Origin of the sequence: Acinetobacter tianfuensis, assembly GCF_003611465.1 — a bacterium.
Taxonomy (GTDB): domain Bacteria; phylum Pseudomonadota; class Gammaproteobacteria; order Pseudomonadales; family Moraxellaceae; genus Acinetobacter; species Acinetobacter tianfuensis.
The window spans coordinates 65181-81749 of sequence record NZ_RAXV01000005.1 but is presented as its reverse complement, the minus strand read 5'-3'; the positions used below and the strand labels follow the sequence as shown (position 1 = coordinate 81749).

Annotated in this window: 18 protein-coding genes; 3 read left to right on the top strand and 15 right to left on the bottom strand. The window is 44.5% G+C overall.

Features of this window, described 5'->3' with window-relative positions; all coding sequences use genetic code 11:
• Positions 1–10 precede the first annotated feature (10 nt).
• Both D7V32_RS03900 and D7V32_RS03895 read right to left on the bottom strand, forming a co-directional pair.
• Complete coding sequence (locus tag D7V32_RS03900) at positions 11–295, bottom strand: hypothetical protein (RefSeq protein WP_120401633.1); 285 nt, start codon at positions 293–295, stop codon at positions 11–13.
• Positions 296–382: 87 nt separating this feature from the next.
• The gene (locus tag D7V32_RS03895) at positions 383–1000 is read right to left on the bottom strand and encodes a glutathione S-transferase N-terminal domain-containing protein (protein WP_120401611.1); all 618 of its coding nucleotides are present in this window, start codon (positions 998–1000) and stop codon (positions 383–385) included.
• 319 nt (positions 1001–1319) lie between these two features.
• Between D7V32_RS03895 and D7V32_RS03890 the strand changes: the two genes are divergently transcribed.
• Positions 1320–1772 carry an Hsp20 family protein gene (locus tag D7V32_RS03890; RefSeq protein ID WP_120401610.1) on the top strand — a complete coding sequence of 151 codons (453 nt, stop codon included), beginning with the start codon at positions 1320–1322 and terminating at the stop codon, positions 1770–1772.
• 116 nt (positions 1773–1888) lie between these two features.
• Here D7V32_RS03890 and infC read toward each other — a convergent pair whose 3' ends face one another.
• Positions 1889–2440, bottom strand: a complete 552-nt coding sequence (infC, locus tag D7V32_RS03885) for a translation initiation factor IF-3 (RefSeq protein ID WP_120401609.1) — start codon at positions 2438–2440, stop codon at positions 1889–1891.
• Positions 2441–2445: 5 nt separating this feature from the next.
• Entirely contained in the window at positions 2446–4368 is a 1923-nt protein-coding gene (gene thrS, locus D7V32_RS03880; protein ID WP_120401608.1) for a threonine--tRNA ligase, read from the bottom strand.
• A 312-nt stretch (positions 4369–4680) separates the two neighbouring features.
• Here thrS and D7V32_RS03875 point away from each other — a divergent pair, with 312 nt between their 5' ends.
• Positions 4681–4923, top strand: coding sequence for a Rieske (2Fe-2S) protein (locus D7V32_RS03875; RefSeq protein ID WP_120401607.1), 243 nt, complete (start codon positions 4681–4683; stop codon positions 4921–4923).
• A 299-nt stretch (positions 4924–5222) separates the two neighbouring features.
• Here D7V32_RS03875 and D7V32_RS03870 read toward each other — a convergent pair whose 3' ends face one another.
• A complete protein-coding gene (locus D7V32_RS03870) occupies positions 5223–6374 on the bottom strand; it encodes an alanine racemase (RefSeq protein ID WP_120401606.1) in 1152 nt (383 codons plus the stop codon).
• A gap of 11 nt (positions 6375–6385) precedes the next feature.
• A complete protein-coding gene (locus tag D7V32_RS03865; RefSeq protein ID WP_120401605.1) occupies positions 6386–7666 on the bottom strand; it encodes a D-arabinono-1,4-lactone oxidase in 1281 nt (426 codons plus the stop codon).
• A 488-nt stretch (positions 7667–8154) separates the two neighbouring features.
• Between D7V32_RS03865 and D7V32_RS03860 the strand changes: the two genes are divergently transcribed.
• Positions 8155–9795, top strand: a complete 1641-nt coding sequence (locus D7V32_RS03860) for an acyl-CoA synthetase (protein ID WP_120401604.1) — start codon at positions 8155–8157, stop codon at positions 9793–9795.
• Positions 9796–9852: 57 nt separating this feature from the next.
• Here the strand turns inward: D7V32_RS03860 and yjgA are convergent, their stop codons facing one another.
• From yjgA to mazG, 9 genes are all read right to left on the bottom strand, one after another.
• Entirely contained in the window at positions 9853–10386 is a 534-nt protein-coding gene (gene yjgA / locus D7V32_RS03855; RefSeq protein WP_120401603.1) for a ribosome biogenesis factor YjgA, read from the bottom strand.
• A 2-nt stretch (positions 10387–10388) separates the two neighbouring features.
• Positions 10389–10658, bottom strand: coding sequence for an HPr family phosphocarrier protein (locus D7V32_RS03850; RefSeq protein WP_120401602.1), 270 nt, complete (start codon positions 10656–10658; stop codon positions 10389–10391).
• Positions 10655–11506 carry an RNase adapter RapZ gene (gene rapZ / locus D7V32_RS03845; RefSeq protein ID WP_120401601.1) on the bottom strand — a complete coding sequence of 284 codons (852 nt, stop codon included), beginning with the start codon at positions 11504–11506 and terminating at the stop codon, positions 10655–10657. Before rapZ ends, D7V32_RS03850 begins: the two co-directional genes overlap by 4 nt.
• Before the next feature lie 23 nt (positions 11507–11529).
• Positions 11530–12378, bottom strand: a complete 849-nt coding sequence (gene panC / locus D7V32_RS03840; RefSeq protein WP_120401600.1) for a pantoate--beta-alanine ligase — start codon at positions 12376–12378, stop codon at positions 11530–11532.
• A gap of 4 nt (positions 12379–12382) precedes the next feature.
• A complete protein-coding gene (panB, locus tag D7V32_RS03835; protein ID WP_120401599.1) occupies positions 12383–13192 on the bottom strand; it encodes a 3-methyl-2-oxobutanoate hydroxymethyltransferase in 810 nt (269 codons plus the stop codon).
• Positions 13193–13233: 41 nt separating this feature from the next.
• Complete coding sequence (folK, locus tag D7V32_RS03830; protein ID WP_120401598.1) at positions 13234–13722, bottom strand: 2-amino-4-hydroxy-6-hydroxymethyldihydropteridine diphosphokinase; 489 nt, start codon at positions 13720–13722, stop codon at positions 13234–13236.
• Entirely contained in the window at positions 13719–15179 is a 1461-nt protein-coding gene (pcnB, locus tag D7V32_RS03825; RefSeq protein ID WP_120401597.1) for a polynucleotide adenylyltransferase PcnB, read from the bottom strand. The genes folK and pcnB overlap by 4 nt, the downstream gene beginning before the upstream one ends.
• Before the next feature lie 132 nt (positions 15180–15311).
• Positions 15312–15731, bottom strand: a complete 420-nt coding sequence (locus tag D7V32_RS03820) for a ComEA family DNA-binding protein (protein WP_120401596.1) — start codon at positions 15729–15731, stop codon at positions 15312–15314.
• Positions 15709–16503: a nucleoside triphosphate pyrophosphohydrolase gene (gene mazG, locus D7V32_RS03815; RefSeq protein WP_120401595.1), complete on the bottom strand. Its 795-nt coding sequence runs from the start codon at positions 16501–16503 to the stop codon at positions 15709–15711. Before mazG ends, D7V32_RS03820 begins: the two co-directional genes overlap by 23 nt.
• Positions 16504–16569: the final 66 nt, after the last annotated feature.

Below are 16569 nucleotides of genomic sequence, written 5' to 3'. Positions count from 1 at the left end.
CTCGGCCTGCTTAAAGACCCAGCTGTTTTTTCGTTTTACGGTATTCTAAAGTTGACCATACGGCCATCACCGCAATAACGAAGCCTCTAGACCAAGTATAACGCGATGAAACAGGCTGAATTGCTTCACGCAGCAGAGCTTGATCTGCAGTATGCATGCCATTTGCCAAATTTTGAATATGCACAGCTTCTGCAATAAACAGCATCAAACACAGCACAATGCCGGCAATAATCGCAAAATAAACCCGAGGATTGTTTTCCACAATGCGGGTCAAGTTTAAGAAAAATGCTTTCATAAATTTATCCAATAAAAAACCACCGCAGATTGGGTGGTTTTCATTTTTAGTTAGCTTCATCTTAACACAAAAGGCTTCGGCTGCAATTTAGACCCGAATGGCTAATGCCTTTTGCACCGCTGGACGTGCTGTTAAACGCTCAACATACTCTTTGACATAAGGGTAGTCTTCCAGCTGAATTTGCTGCCACTCATGCCGCAGTATCCATGGCAAAATAGCCATATCTGCAATGGAATATTCACCAGCCACATACTTTTGCCCGATCAGCTGCTTATTCAACACGCCGTACAAACGTTTGGTCTCGGCGACATAACGGTCAATAGCATAGGGAATTTTTTCCGCTGCAAAACGACCAAAATGATGATTCTGCCCGAGCATCGGTCCTAAACCGCCCATCTGCCACATCAGCCATTGCTCGACTTCAACGCGTTCAAACTCATTTTCAGGATAAAATAGCCCCGTTTTACGGCCTAAGTACTGCAAAATAGCGCCAGATTCGAAAATTGAAATCGCCTCACCGCGCGGGCCGTTCTGATCCACAATGGCTGGAATTTTATTGTTTGGGGATATTTTCAAAAAGTCTGGCTGAAACTGGTCATTTTCCAAAATATTAATCGGGAAAATCTGATATTCGAGCCCCATTTCCTCTAAAGCAATGGTAATTTTATGTCCATTGGGCGTTCCCCAATAATACAAATCTATCATGTAAAAATCCTGCTGCTTTTCTCGTTTTAGTTTACATTGTCGAGTTTTCATACTGTTTATAGCATGCTTTGAATGAAGAAACATTAAGTTGAACTGAAATTAGAATCTTAAAACAAGCACAGCAGACTTTACATTTATCAATCAATTATCAAATAAAGAGAATGAATTTTTTTAAATTTTTTCTTGAATTTTTTTAAGCGATACAGATATAAAAAGTACAGCAATAATTGGTTGATATTGCTGAGAATCCAACCAATGCCTACATGGGCGCAAAGGTTGCTTATTTATATCACTTTGCTGAATGTAGGAGGTTTTATCAATGAGTAATTTAAGCTTAACTCCATTATTCTGCCGCAGTATTGGCTTTGATCGTTTAAACGATTTATTTGATCATGCGCTGCTCAGTGAAACACAACATTACCCAGCATATAACATTGAAAAAACAGGTGATCATAATTACCGGATTATTGTTTCTGCAGCGGGTTTTAAGCAAGATGAATTAAGTATTCATTTAGAGAATCAAGTTCTGAGCATTTCTGGCAAGCATGCTGATCAGACCGAAGATGATACAGCCGAGTACTTGCATAAAGGCATTGCCCGCCGCTCATTTAAGCTTTCATTACGCTTAGATGAACATATTGAAGTCCAGCATGCTCATTTTGAAAATGGCTTGCTGACTATTCAGCTGCAGCGTATTGTCCCTGAAGAGAAAATGCCTCGCAAAATTCCAATTGGTCAGAAGCTATTAACAGATGAACATTCTATAAAATAATGAATCACTTAGAATAAAGCCACAGTTAAAAGCCCTTTGCTGATCAATGGCTTTTAACACAATGGGCATAAAAAAAGCACTGCATAGGCAGTGCTTTTTTTAAGATCAATGGATCATTACTTTTTCTTTTTAGGACCAAGCAACATACCCATTTGACGGCCTTCCATTTTCGGTGATTGCTCAACTACACCAATTTCAGCCACATCTGCTTCAACTTTTTGAAGTTGAGCCAAGCCAAGCTGCTGGTGCGCCATTTCACGGCCGCGGAAACGAAGGGTAATTTTTACCTTGTTGCCTTCTTCAAGGAACTTAGTGATTGCACGTAATTTTACGTTGTAATCACCAACATCAGTACCAGGGCGTAGCTTGATTTCTTTCACCTGTACTTGATGCTGTTTTTTCTTCGCTTCTTTCTGCTTTTGCTTTAGATCAAACAAATGCTTGTTGAAGTCCATGATTTTACAAACAGGCGGCTCAGCGTTTGCTACGATCTCAACAAGATCAAGCTCAACACTTTCAGCAGCGCGCAATGCGTCTGCCAAGCTAACAATACCTTTTTGCTCACCATTTTCGTCTACAAGACGGACTTCTTTTGCACGAATTTCATCATTCAAAGCAGGACGGTTTGATTTGCTACCGCCCTGTTGATTACGGTCAGGCTGTTTAATCGCTGTTACTCCACAATGTACCGGCCGCGTTCGGCAACGGCTGCTTTTACTAAGTCAACGAAAGCGTCGATTGACATAGTACCCAAATTTTTTCCTGAGCGGGTACGCACATTCACTGTACCTTCCTCAACTTCACGGTCACCAAGAACCAATAAGTAAGGAATACGCTCTAAAGTACGTTCACGAATCTTAAAGCCGATTTTCTCATTTCTCAAGTCTGAAATCGCGCGGATACCGCTTTCTTTAAGTTTAGCGACGACTGACTCACATGCTTCTGCCTGTGAATCGGTAATGTTCATCACACATGCTTGAATTGGAGACAGCCAAGGCGGCATGAAACCAGCATAGTGTTCAATAAGTATACCAATAAAACGTTCAAAACTGCCAAGAATTGCACGATGAAGCATGACGGGCTGATCGCGGTCATTGTCTTCAGTCACATATGAAGCATCAAGACGTTCTGGCAAGTTGAAGTCGCATTGAATTGTACCACACTGCCATACTCGACCTAAGCAGTCTTTCAAAGAGAATTCAATTTTTGGACCGTAGAATGCACCCTCACCCGGCTGCAGTTCCCATTCAAGACCAGCAGCATCTAAAGCATCGGCCAAAGATTTTTCTGCCATGTCCCAAAGTTTGTCATCACCCACACGTTTTTCTGGACGTGTCGACAATTTCATTTGCACTTCTTCAAAGCCAAAGTCTTTATACACATCTAAAGTCAGTTTAATAAAGTCTGCAACTTCAGTTCCAATCTGCTCTTTGGTACAGAAAATGTGCGCATCATCTTGGGTAAAGCCGCGTACACGCATAATGCCGTGCAATGAACCCGATGGTTCGTTACGGTGACATGAACCAAATTCAGCAAGACGTACCGGAAGATCACGATACGATTTTAAACCTTGGTTGAATACTTGCACGTGACATGGGCAGTTCATTGGCTTCACCGCATAGTTGCGGTTTTCAGAATGCGTTGTGAACATGTTGTCTGCATAGTTGGCAGCATGTCCAGATTTTTCCCAAAGCGTGAAATCCACTACTTGCGGGGTACGGATTTCTTCATAACCATTGTCTTGCTGCACTTTGCGCATGTATTGCTCAAGCACTTGGTAAATGGTCCAGCCGTTTGGATGCCAGAACACCATACCCGGCGCTTCTTCTTGCATATGGAACAAATCTAAAGCTTTACCGATTTTACGGTGGTCACGCTTTTCAGCTTCTTCAATACGTTTGATATACGCAGCTAGCTGTTTTTTGTCGGCCCAAGCTGTACCGTAAATACGCTGCAATTGTTCGTTTTTCGCATCACCGCGCCAGTAAGCGCCTGACATTTTAGTCAATTTAAATGCTTTTAAGAATTTTGTATTTGGTACGTGCGGACCACGGCACATATCCAAATAGTCTTGATGGTAGTACAAGCCCATTTGCGTTTCTTCAGGCATGTCTGCAATCAAGCGTAATTTGTAGTCTTCGCCGCGTGCTGTGAATTCTGCAATCACTTCGTCACGCGGGGTCATTTTTTTGATGACATCATAATCTTGATCGATGAGCTTTTTCATACGCTCTTCGATGGCAGCCATATCTTCAGGTGTAAATGGCTTCGCGCTGAAGATGTCGTAATAAAAACCATCTTCAATGACAGGGCCAATGACCATCTTTGCTTCAGGGAACAATTGCTTAACCGCATGCCCCACTAAGTGAGCACAAGAGTGACGAATAATTTCAACACCTTCGTCATCTTTAGGCGTGATAATTTGCAGGCTTGCATCTTCTGTAATTAAATCAGAAGCATCAACTAATTTACCGTTTACCTTTCCGGCAACAGTATTTTTAGCAAGACCAGGACCGATGCTCAGCGCAACGTCCATCACAGATACGGCTTGATCAAATTGTTTTTGATCGCCATTGGGCAAAGTGATAATTGGCATAAAAAATCCTTAAGGAGTGATGCCCCGTACAATGGAGCATGTCACCGCGAGATTATGATCGGGGCAAAACCCAAAAGATAAAAACGGTGGATAAATAAAAATCGCTTAGAATTTTACACAGGTCACACGTTTTAATAAACCTTTAATGCCTGCGAAGTTGATTTTTCTGTCTTCATTTACAAGACTGCCTGTCATTCGCCAAGATTTCAGCGGCAAAGCTCTATATGCTGTGCAAACAACAATACTGAATTTTGGCTTATGTATATCAAGCCTCATCTAACTTTATAAACGTTCATACCCACTGAAATCATCATGCAGGCAGGTATTATACAAGCTCATAAACTTCCCCCTTGCTCTTCTTTAGATCCGCTTAAACCCGCATATGCTTTAGCTGCCAATGTCGATCTTGTCGTATTGCGTCTTGAAGACGGCGAAACAGAACAAGTGATTGTTATGTATGGACGCTGTCAGCACCGCAGCGCACTGATGGCCGATGCGCATATTCTGGATGATAAAATTGGTCTGCGGCCTTCATGGCTCGCACTATATTTATAAAACAGGCATTAATCCGCGCTATATCAATAAAAATTTAAAGCATGGATTGAAGATAATTATGTCTGTGTTGATATCGAAGAAATTACAGCATGGGAAAGAAAAAACCCGCAGGAATATGACCGCAGCAGCTATCAAGGCTTATATGCTGACTCACAAAGCGCGCCAGAAGAACCGCACAACAAATTCATTTTAGAGCTTGCCCGCAATGGCCCGAGCACATTTGGCCATTGCGGCCCCACTGCTGCCATGGGTGCGCCTTTTGACAAATTGCCAAAAAGAGGGCGCAAACAGCGCTCTTTTTATTCTCGAAATGTCGGATAGGCCCTTAGCTGTCCTTTGTCATACAGCCAAAGCTGAGCAAATTGCGGAATGATAGACTCACTTTGGCTGGGCTGTATGAAAACATAATCATCTGCTGCAATACGGCTGTGCTTTGGCAGCTGCAGCATTTCCTGATTGGAACTGCGGCCATATAAAACATGCGGTTTAGCTCCTGCAGGATAGACACATACACCGCGCCAATAGCCGCCGTAAATAAAAACTGCTTTTTGCTGCATCAAAGGTGCAAGCCAATCCAGCTCAGGCAGCTGTACCTGTTCTATCACTTTTAAAACGGGAGCTGCAATCCATAAAGCAGACTGCTGATCAGCCAGACTGTCGATTGCAAAATCATGCGGCTTCAACAGCATTGAACCTAAGGTCAAATCATTGCATACCGTTTCATCCAAGTGTGCCAGCAATGTCGGACTGCCTGCGCCATTCAGTGTCAGCTCGTGCAAATCCATCTCAGGAAAAACATCCGCAACAGCTTGAATAAATTGCTGATAGCGCTGCTGAGACTGCTGATAAATTTTATCTGCGCAGAAGAACGGTTTCGGCATTTTTTGCACATGCGCATCATACCCCATCAAACCGCTTAGCTTAAACTGCTGCGGATGCAGCCGGATAAATGCTAATGCGGCCTTAAACGGATCTGCTTCTGCAAAACCTCCGCGGCGCATTCCAATATTAATTTCTAAATTGATCCGCAGCTGCAATTGATGCTGCTGCGCAAATGCCAAATATTGCTCAAGACGCGCTGTGCTATCAATTAACCATTGTACTTTCGGCACATATTGCAGCGCAGCTGCATCCAAAGACTTCAGCGCCTGTATGGGCATCGGCTTGCCAAATAAAATATCCGCCGCTGGAAAAAGCGCAAACACCTCCTGCAAATGCGGCATATGGAACAGCATAAAAGCCTGTGTATCTAAACCTTGCGCAGCACGATGCAATAACTCAGCACATGCCAATGATTTAACTGCTAAACGCGGCTTTAGACCTTTAGGCCAATGCTGTTTCAGCCAATCAAAATTCGCCTCAAACCGCTGCACATCTATCACCAGCTGCGGCATACCATTACCCTGCTGTTTCAGCGCTTGATTTAAATTCTGAAAATATGCTTCCTGCATGTTCAATCCACTTATTTTACTTTGAATAACCCTTCTAAATATGGGTTTAACCATTTATCTGCAGGGTCTAATTGCTGACGCAGCTGCATAAATTCATCCCATTTCGGATACAGCTCACGCAATTCAGCGGCCTGCAAAGAATGCAGTTTCCCCCAATGCGGACGTGCGCCATATTTCCAGAAAATAGGCTCTGCAAGATTAAATACCGTCCGATAATCCTGTTTATAAAACTGATGTACAGAAATAGAAACTGAATCCTGCTGATAAAACGGACTGAGCCAAATATCATCTCCTCGAACATATCTGAATTCGATTGGAAAAAACATCGGGACACGCGCTTTTTTTAAACAGTGCATTAACTCTTCCCAGCAGGCCAAACCCTGATTTATGGGCAGCTGATATTCCATTTCATTAAAACGGGTTTCACGCACAGCAGGAAAAATACGGCTGGACCAATCTACAGCTGCAGAAGGCTGAACAAATACGCTGACCAGTCTCTGCAGCCATGGATTTAACACTGGACATAAGCGGGTCAGTTCAGCGCAAAATTTCAATAAAACATCTTCATCCAGCCATGCTGCTGGCTTGGGCTGCATTGGCTCATCTGTTTCATCTAAAGTTTTTAAAATAACCTGCGGCGAATGTATAAACGACCAAAACTCAATATGCCGATGTTTCAATTTCCACTGATCCAGATGTTCTGTCAGCTCATCCATAGAACAAAGGCGGATATGTTCTTTTAAGCGGTACATCGGACGGCATTGCATTTTTATTTTTGTCATAATGCCCAGACTGCCCAAACTGATACGGCCTGCCTGATACAGCTCAGCATTTTGCTCAGCGTCACACCACACTGCATCTCCATCTGCAGTGACCAATTCAAAACCTGCCACATTGGCAGATAGGCAGCTTAAACCTGCACCTGTGCCATGAGTCCCTGTAGCAACAGCGCCAGCTAGACTTTGCTGATCAATATCACCTTGATTAATCAGCGCCTGATTAAAGGCAGAAAGCTTTTCACCTGCAGCGTACAGCCGAGTGCCTGCATAAATTGTACTTTGACACAGCGCAGCGTCATGTTCAGCAATGCCGCGAAAATGGTCTAAATTGATTAAAACATCATTGGTTTGAGCTAAAGCGCTGAAAGAATGCCCTGCCCCCGCTGTCCGTATTTTAGGATACATGCGTACTGCGGATTGCAGCGCATCTAAGCTGCTGGGCTGGATAATTTTAGGAGACGCCTTTTGTGAGCCTGACCAGTTCGACCAATGCTCATGCTGCAGGTTTATCATTGTTATTCCTTGGACAGACATTCATGCATGTTCTGGGCCTGTCCGCACTATTGTTATTGTTGTTGGGTTAGGCGAATTTCTTTCTTTTATGGCGCAGATCACATCCGCTGTCAATGCATGAAACGCAAACTAATTTATATTATATTGTAAAAAGTGTGATGATATTCCTCTTTATTGTTCTGTTGATCGGATTTATTTTTACTGTATTTCGATCCCCCGTTTTTTCATTTACAGCAAAAACTTATCCCAATAGCAGCCTCTCGGCCTCAGCTTTTGAAGCGTATTTTTTTATCAAGCATCGAAAATAAAATCTTCCGCTATTTTTCATCAAGAAATTCCCAGTGCATGAACTGGTATTTACCTTCAATCAGCAGCACAATGAGCATCTCATTTAGAGTAAATACTCGACTAAAGAATAAATGAAAATCTGCCTTATCCTGCTTATTGTATAAGCAGGAAATTATAATAAATACTCATGGAGTTTAGACATGGTCAGCCCGTATGATGAATTACCGCGCACACCTGCAAATTTTGTCGCTTTATCGCCACTGCGTTATTTAGAGCGTGCAGCCTATATCTATCCTGACCAAGATGCCATTATTCATGGTTCACGCCATATCAGCTGGCGTCAAACCTATCAGCGCTGCCGCCAGTTTGCGCATCAGCTGCAGCAGCTGGGCATCAAAAAAAATGACACCGTCTCTGTCCTGCTGCCGAATATCCCTGCAATGGTTGAAGCGCATTTTGCCGTACCCATGGCTGGTGCTGTCTTAAATACGCTCAATACCCGCTTAGATGCCAAAACCATTGCATTCATGCTGGAACATGCCGAAACAAAAGTACTGCTGGTTGACCCTGAGTTTACTGCTGTGGCGCAAGAGGCACTGGCGCTGATTGATCAAGAAATTTATATCATTGACGTTGCTGATGCTGAATATGACGGCGTGAGCGCCGCTATTGGCCAAATAGAGTACGAGGACTGGCTGGCGCAAGGCGATGATCAATTCGAATGGAGTCTCCCAGGAGATGAGTGGGACGCCATCAGCTTAAGCTATACCTCAGGCACTACAGGCAATCCCAAAGGCGTGGTCTATCATCACCGCGGCGCATACATTAATGCAGCCAGCAATATTATTGCCTGCGGCATGAAACCGCGCGCCATGTACTTATGGACACTGCCTTTATTTCACTGCAACGGCTGGTGTTTTGCATGGACGATGGCAGCCAATGGCGGCACCAATATCTGCTTGCGTAAAATCGACCCAGAACTGATTTTTAAATTGATCGCAGCGCATAAAGTCGATTATTTCTGCGGTGCGCCAATTGTGCTTTCTATGCTGATCAATACACCTGAAGAACAAAAAACACAGTTTGACCATCGTGTTGAAGTGATGGTTGCGGGCGCTGCGCCGCCAGCAGCTATTATTGAAGGCATGCGCAATATCGGCATCAATGTCACGCATGTCTACGGCTTAACAGAAACCTATGGCCCTTCTGCACTGTGCGCATCACAAGCCGGCTGGTCTGAGCTGTCAATTCAAGAACAAGCGCAGCTGCACTCCCGCCAAGGTGTGCCTTACCCGCTGCAAGACGGTATGAAAGTGCTGGACCCTGAAACTATGCTGCCAGTGAAAAATGATGGCCAAACCATGGGCGAAATCATGTTCCGCGGCAACATTGTGATGAAAGGCTACTTAAAAAATCCGGAAGCAACCGCAGAAGCCTTTGCTGGCGGCTGGTTCCATACTGGAGACTTAGCCGTCTGCCAGCCTGACGGCTATGCAAAAATTACCGACCGCTCTAAAGATGTAATCATTTCCGGCGGTGAAAATATTTCTTCACTTGAAGTAGAAGAAGTGCTTTACCAGCACCCAGCTGTCATGACTGCAGCTGTAGTCGCCAAGCCTGATCCGCGCTGGCAGGAAGTCCCTTGCGCATTTATTGAATTAAAAGCAGGCAAACAGGCCACACCAGAAGAAATTATTGAATTCTGCAAACAGCATCTTGCGCGCTTCAAAGTACCCAAGGATGTGGTCATTACTGAAATTCCTAAAACATCGACTGGCAAGCTGCAAAAGTTTGTATTGCGTGACTGGGCCAAAGAGCGTTCTGCTGGCGAATTCAGCTGAACCAGCGCTGTGCAGGCATAAAAAAACGGCTCATAAGAGCCGTTTTTTTATGCACAATCAATTGTCTGAAATCAGCGCAACCTGCTGTACATAGTTGAAAAGTTTCAGCTTAGATGCAGCGATTTCCTCTTCAGTCGCCTGTTTTGCAATATCACGGTGGATACGTAAAACCAGCTGGCGTAAAGTATGGCGTTCAGTTGCATTGTAGGTCTTGGTAAAATCATTGATGACAGGATCGCCATCTTTAATAATACGCTCTACCCAGCGATTCAGCTGTGCTGTTTTCTTTAAACCTTGCTTAGGTGTCAGATACGATAAGATCACGCTCTCATTTTCATTGCGAAGCAATTTGCCCACCCGCTGAAATTGGCGGCGGCGCGCTTCGTGTGAAGTAATGCTTTGCGCATCAAGCAAAGCATCGATCAAGCGTTCTTCCACTGGAAGATTTTTAATCTGCTTAGGACTCAAAGTTGCAAGCTGTTCACCTAAAGCAGCCATACGCTGTACGGCTTTCTTTTGTTCGGTCTTACTTGCACGTCCTTCTAGAGACTCAAAGTCTTCTTCAGTATAGCTGGATGGTCGGCGTGCCACGATTAATCTGCCTCGTAAAATTTTGCTGCGAATAATGCTTGAATCTCAGACAAAGCTTTTTCTTCATCTGCGCCATCAACCACTAGACGTAAAGTTGTGCCCTTGCCAGCACCGAGCATGAGCAAAGACATGATATTTTTTGCATCCACCAACTTATCACCCTTGCCAATCTGAATTGATGAGCGGAACTTCGTGGTGACTTCAATCAGTTTGCCGGATGCACGCGCATGTAAACCTAGTTTGTTAATTACGTCAACAGTTGTGTCTATCATGACCAGTGCTTCATTTCTCTGTGGAGGACTTGAACAGACCATTTTGCCTCAAGGGCCTTTTTTAGTCTATCTACAATATAAACAGATCTATGCTGACCGCCAGTACAGCCTATCGAAACCGTCATATAATGACGGTGCCCTTCAGCAAAAGCTGGCAGCCATTTCTCTAAAAAGCCGTAAATATCCTGAAACATTTCACTGGCTTGAGGTGTGCTTTCCAAAAATTTCTGCACAGGCACATCCAGCCCGGAATATTGTCTTAATTCTAAATCCCAATGCGGATTTGGCAAATGCCTGACATCAAAAACATAGTCTGCATCCAGCGGAATACCGTGCTTAAAACCAAAAGACTGTAAAATAACAATTAAGTTATCCGCCTGTCCTAGCTTTGAAAGCAGCACATGCTTCAAGTCATGCACACTTTTATCGGTCGTATCAATATGTACTGTTGCGCGCATTTGAATCGGCAGCAGCAAATTTTTTTCTTCCTGAATACACTCATTTAAGCTTTTAAAACGTGCAGATAAAGGATGCGGGCGGCGTGAAGCGCTAAACCGGGCTATCAATTCCTGATCACGGGTAGTCAGATAGATAATATCAACTGTACCGTGGCTCTGCAGCTGCTGGAATACTTGATCAAATTCCTGCAAATCAGCCCGGGTACTGCGGACATCTACCCCTAAAGCCAACAGCTCAAGATTATTTTCACGGTCCAGCTTTTCAACAATTTCAGGCAGCAGCGCGAGCGGCAAATTATCAATACAGTAATAACCTAAATCTTCAAGCACCTGCAATGCAGATGACTTGCCTGATCCTGACTGCCCTGTAACGATTAATATGCGTTTCATCGTATTTGCTGCCCTTTCATCTATTAAGACTCAGAAAATTTAATCTGCAAATTATCAATTAAGCGGGTTGCACCCAATTTTGCGGCAATGAACAGCACCGTATTTTGATTAAATACCTCTATCGGCTGCAGCTCAGGTGTGCGCGCTTCTACATAGTCCACAGCAAAACCTGCCTGCATCAGCGTATTTCGAATATTTGCCAATGCATCCGGCAGCGAGGCGCCAGCCTGCAGCGCCTGCTCTGCTGTTTTTAGGCTTTGATAAATAGTTGGCGCAATTGCACGGTTTTCTGCACTTAAGTAACCGTTGCGCGAGCTGAGGGCCAAACCATCTTCCGCACGCGCAATCGGCACGCCAATCACTTCCAGCGGAATATTCAAGTCACGGACAAACTGGCGGATAACTGCCAGCTGCTGATAATCTTTTTGACCAAAAAATGCAAAGTTTGGCTGCACAATATTGAACAGTTTTGTCACCACCACAGCAACACCGTCAAAATGGCCTGGGCGCTGCGCACCGCATAAGTCATTTGTAATACCGCCAACCGTAATATTGGTTAAACGCGGCTGATTGCCATACATTTGCTCTACAGAAGGGGCAAATACGATGTCGCAGCCAACATCTGCCAACAAATGCTGATCGTGCTCTAAAGTCCGCGGATAGCTGTCAAAATCTTCGTTCGGGCCAAATTGAATCGGGTTAACAAAAATACTGACCACAACCACATCACACAGCTTACGCGCTTCACGTACAAGGTTTAGATGACCTTCGTGCAAATTACCCATGGTCGGTACAAAACCAATGATCTTTCGGGCTGCGCGTGCTGGGTTAAGAGAAGCAGCCAAGCCTTGAATTGTGGTTTCAGTTTTCATATTTTTACAGCTCAATTTGGAAAGTTTGTTCTAGCGCAGGGAAAGATCCGTCCAGCACCGCAGCATGATAAGCTTTAAATGCATCGACAATTGCCGTTTCACCTGACTGTTCTTTCATAAAGTTGCGGACAAATTTAGCGACATGGCTAAAGTTTAAGCCCAGCATGTCCTGCTGCACCAAAACCTGTCCATCAGTATCTGCGCCAGCGCCAATGCCAATGACAGGGATTTGCGGGAACAGCTCACTGATTTCTTTGCCTACCTGTGCAGGAACACATTCCAGCAGCAGCAACGCTGCGCCAGCAGCAACCACCGCTTGACAGTCTGCAATCAGCTGATCTGCTGTTTCGCGGGTGCGCGCCTGCACTTTATAACCGCCAAACACATGTACAGATTGCGGTGTTAAACCTAAATGCACACAAACAGGAATACCGTTACGGGTAAGGACTTCAACGGTTTCCGACAGCCATGCGCCGCCTTCAAGTTTAACCATTTGCGCGCCAGCCTGCATAATGGTTTTAGAGTTTTGCAAAGCGTCATTCAGCGTTGCATAACTCATAAACGGCAAATCTGTCATGATAAATGCATGTGAATTGCCGCGGCGTACCGCTGCAGTATGGTAAGCCATATCTGTAACTTCAACCGGCAATGTCGAGTCATGCCCTTGAATGGTCATACCCAATGAGTCGCCAACTAAAATTGAATCAATTTTAGCGACTTCTAATGCTTTGGCCATACTTGAATCATAACAAGTCAGGCAAGAGAATTTTCGGCCTTCCGCTTTAAGTTTTTTTAAGTGGCTTAGACTGATCATCTAGACTTTCCTCTTATGGCTGTTATTCAAGCCATTAATTTTTAGATGTTTGCCCAGTTTCCTGCATTCAAAACCGAAAGGCTTGGCTGCTGCAGAATGGATAATTTTTTAATCTGCTGTCCATGCAGCTGCAAATCAGCATCGAGATCAAGCAATGGAATCAGAACAAAATCACGCTCCATGATACCCATATGCGGCACAGTTAAGCGTTCATTCTGTATCTGCTGCTGACCGTAAATCAGCAAATCTAAATCCAATGTACGCTCACCCCAGCGGCGAAGGCGTACACGGCCCGATTCCTGCTCAAAACGCTGCAGCTCATCCAGCAAAGCTAAAGGTTCTAAATCTGTTTCCAGCTGCACAGCCGCATTTAAATAGTTGGGCTGGTCTTGCGGCCCCATGGGCGGACTTTGATAAAGTTTAGAGACTTTCACAGCGCCAAGTAATGCCAATTTATGAACTGCTTCAGTCAAAATTTGCTGTGAATCGCCTAAATTGCTGCCAAGGCCGATATAAGTGATGACACTCATTGGGTTGGCCCAAAAATAACAGTGCTGAGATCACGCTTCACACGCTTGCGTTTTAAAATTGGATGATCTGCTGTAATTTCAGCATTGCCGCCTACGGCTGCCTGCACTTTAAAATCAGCCTGCTGTTTCATTTTACGGGCACGGCGGCTGCGCGGCTCTGGCTCATTGACCAAAGGCTCGATTTCTGACTGCTGCACATCATGCAGCGGCTTAATCTCTTCTTGAGCAGCGCCTTTACGGCGGCTTTTCGCACGCTGACGGTTATAGTCTGCAATTGTGCGTTCTTTTTCGTCAGCGCTAAGCGTTTGATATGATTCCCACCATACGCCCATACCGCCTGTACCTTTATCACCAGATTTTTCACGCAGCAGCAAAAAGTCAAAGCCCGCGCGGAAACGCGCATGGCCTGATAAGGCTTCAATTTGCTGCGGTTTCGGATTCAGCAAACGGGTTTGCATTTCCCACACTTCACGAATAAAGGTTTCAGCAAAGCGCGGAATGACGGTACGCGTCGCTTGGCGCTTCAACACATCTAAACCGGCCTGAGCACGCGCTTCTGCAGCCACGACACCTTTAGCCGCATAAAACTCACAGCGCTCTAAAAATGGCTTCCATAGCAATACCGCATAAAAGAATGCAGGATTGATGGTTTTACCGATAGAAATCCGCTGATCAGTATTTTTCGCAGCCCGTTCAATAAATGGCGTGATTTCAGGCTGAATATCAGCAAACAGCTGATGCCAAATATCAAACTCAATCAGCATTGGCATCACGCGGTTCAAATGCCCCATCGTGAACAGCTTTTGTGATTCATCATATAAACGGTGCGGAGAAACATCACGCAATAGCAATGCTGCTTCTGGCGTAAAGACGTCTAAAATACTTTCATCAATGCTGAAATTAAGCTTGGCTGCAAAACGCAAAGTCCGCAGCATGCGTACAGGGTCTTCTTCGAAACGCAGCATCGCATCGCCCAACAGGCGCAGACGTTTTTGCTTAATATCATCGTATGCATTGCAAAAGTCGAGTACAACACCTTGGCGCGGCTGGTAATACATCGCATTGATGGAAAAGTCGCGGCGGACAAAATCCTGCTCAATCGTACCCCAGTTATTGTCACGCAAAATCATGCCTGCAGCAGATGTCACCGCTTTTTTAGGAGGAGCGCGAAAGGTTGCAACTTCAATCAGTTCTCGGCCTGAATACACATGCGCAAGCTCAAAACGGCGTCCGATAATGCGGCAGCGCCGTCCGAAGACTTCTTTAATTTGTGAAGGCGTAGCATTCGTTACAGCATCAAAATCCTTTGGATTCAGACCCAACATCATGTCACGTACACCGCCGCCGACGATATAGGCTTCATAGCCTGCCTTAGTTAAGGCATCAATCACATCTAATATGGAAGAAGGTAATTGTGCGGTGGATAAACCGCATTTGGACGCGCGCAAAGTTTGCAAAAGACGCTGTCTCCTACGTCTGGACGTAAAATCTTAAGATGCGTTAATCATATCTCTAACACAATCAAAGGGCAATTTGATTCTGCCAATACGATTGCACAGCTTAAACAAGTTTTTATATCTTGGCGCAATTTATAATGCTAAACGCTGTTTATTTTTAGCAAATATTGCAGGACCTATACCCTTTACCTGCTGCAGCTCTTCAATACTTTTAAATTTTCCATTTTTGCTGCGGTAGTTCACAATTGCCTCCGCTTTTTTCTGTCCAATACCTTGCAATTCCTGCAATTGCTCAGCATTTGCCCTATTTAAACTAATCTTGCCAGCAGTACTTCCCGCTGTCAGTTCCGGTTTGGATAAATAATAATTTTTCTGATTCATAGGCGCTGCCGCCGGCGGTTTTAAACGCTGATCATGCGCCTGCTGTCTGGCTTCCCATTGACTGTATTCACTGCCTTCGGCCGGATTCAAATGCGTCCAAATCAATTGTATAGCGCATAAAAAAACGAGCCATATCAAAAGCTGTCTTTTATTCAAGCTGCGGTTTTTCATGATAATCCTGATGTTTTAAGTATTGTTTTGCCTGTTCCCAAAGCTGATCCATTTCAGCCAATGACAGATCTTCTATATTTTTATGCTGCGCAGACGCCTGCGCTTCAATAAAAGCAAAGCGTGAGCGGAATTTATATACCGTCCCCAAAAGCGCCTGCTCACTTGAAACCCCTATTTTACGGCCCACATTCACCAGTGAAAATAAGCAATCGCCAAATTCCCCCAGTATTTCATCGGAATCTTTTTTCGCTAAGGCCTCTTGGAACTCATCCAGCTCCTCTTCCAACTTAGCGTAAGCATCTTTTACAGTTTCAAAATCAAAGCCGATTTTCGCCGCATTTTTTTGAATGTCTTCCGCCTGATTCAAAGCAGGCCCATGTTTAATAGCATCTAAACGCGAAACAGGCTGGCCTGCTTTCTCTTGCGCTTTAATCTGCTGCCAAAGCACCGCTACATCTTCAGGACTCAGCGCATTAAATTGATCTGCTTGAAATACATGCGGATGTCGGCGGATCAGCTTATCTGAAATTGCCTGCACCACATCCTGAAAATCAAAGGCACCCTGTTCACTGTACATTTGCGACTGAAAGACGACCTGCAGCAGCAAATCGCCCAGTTCATTTTTTATCTCTTCGGTATTGCCTTCACGCACAGCTGCCTCAACCTCATACGCTTCCTCAATAGCATATTTAGTCAAGCTTTGCGGCGTCTGCTTTTGGTCCCAAGGACACTGTTCGCGCAGCGTACGCATAATTTCTAATAGCTGTTCCATGAAGCACCTCGGAATTTAGCTAAGAGTTCGTTTCTTAGCGAATTAAATTTGTTATGCTCAAAACCA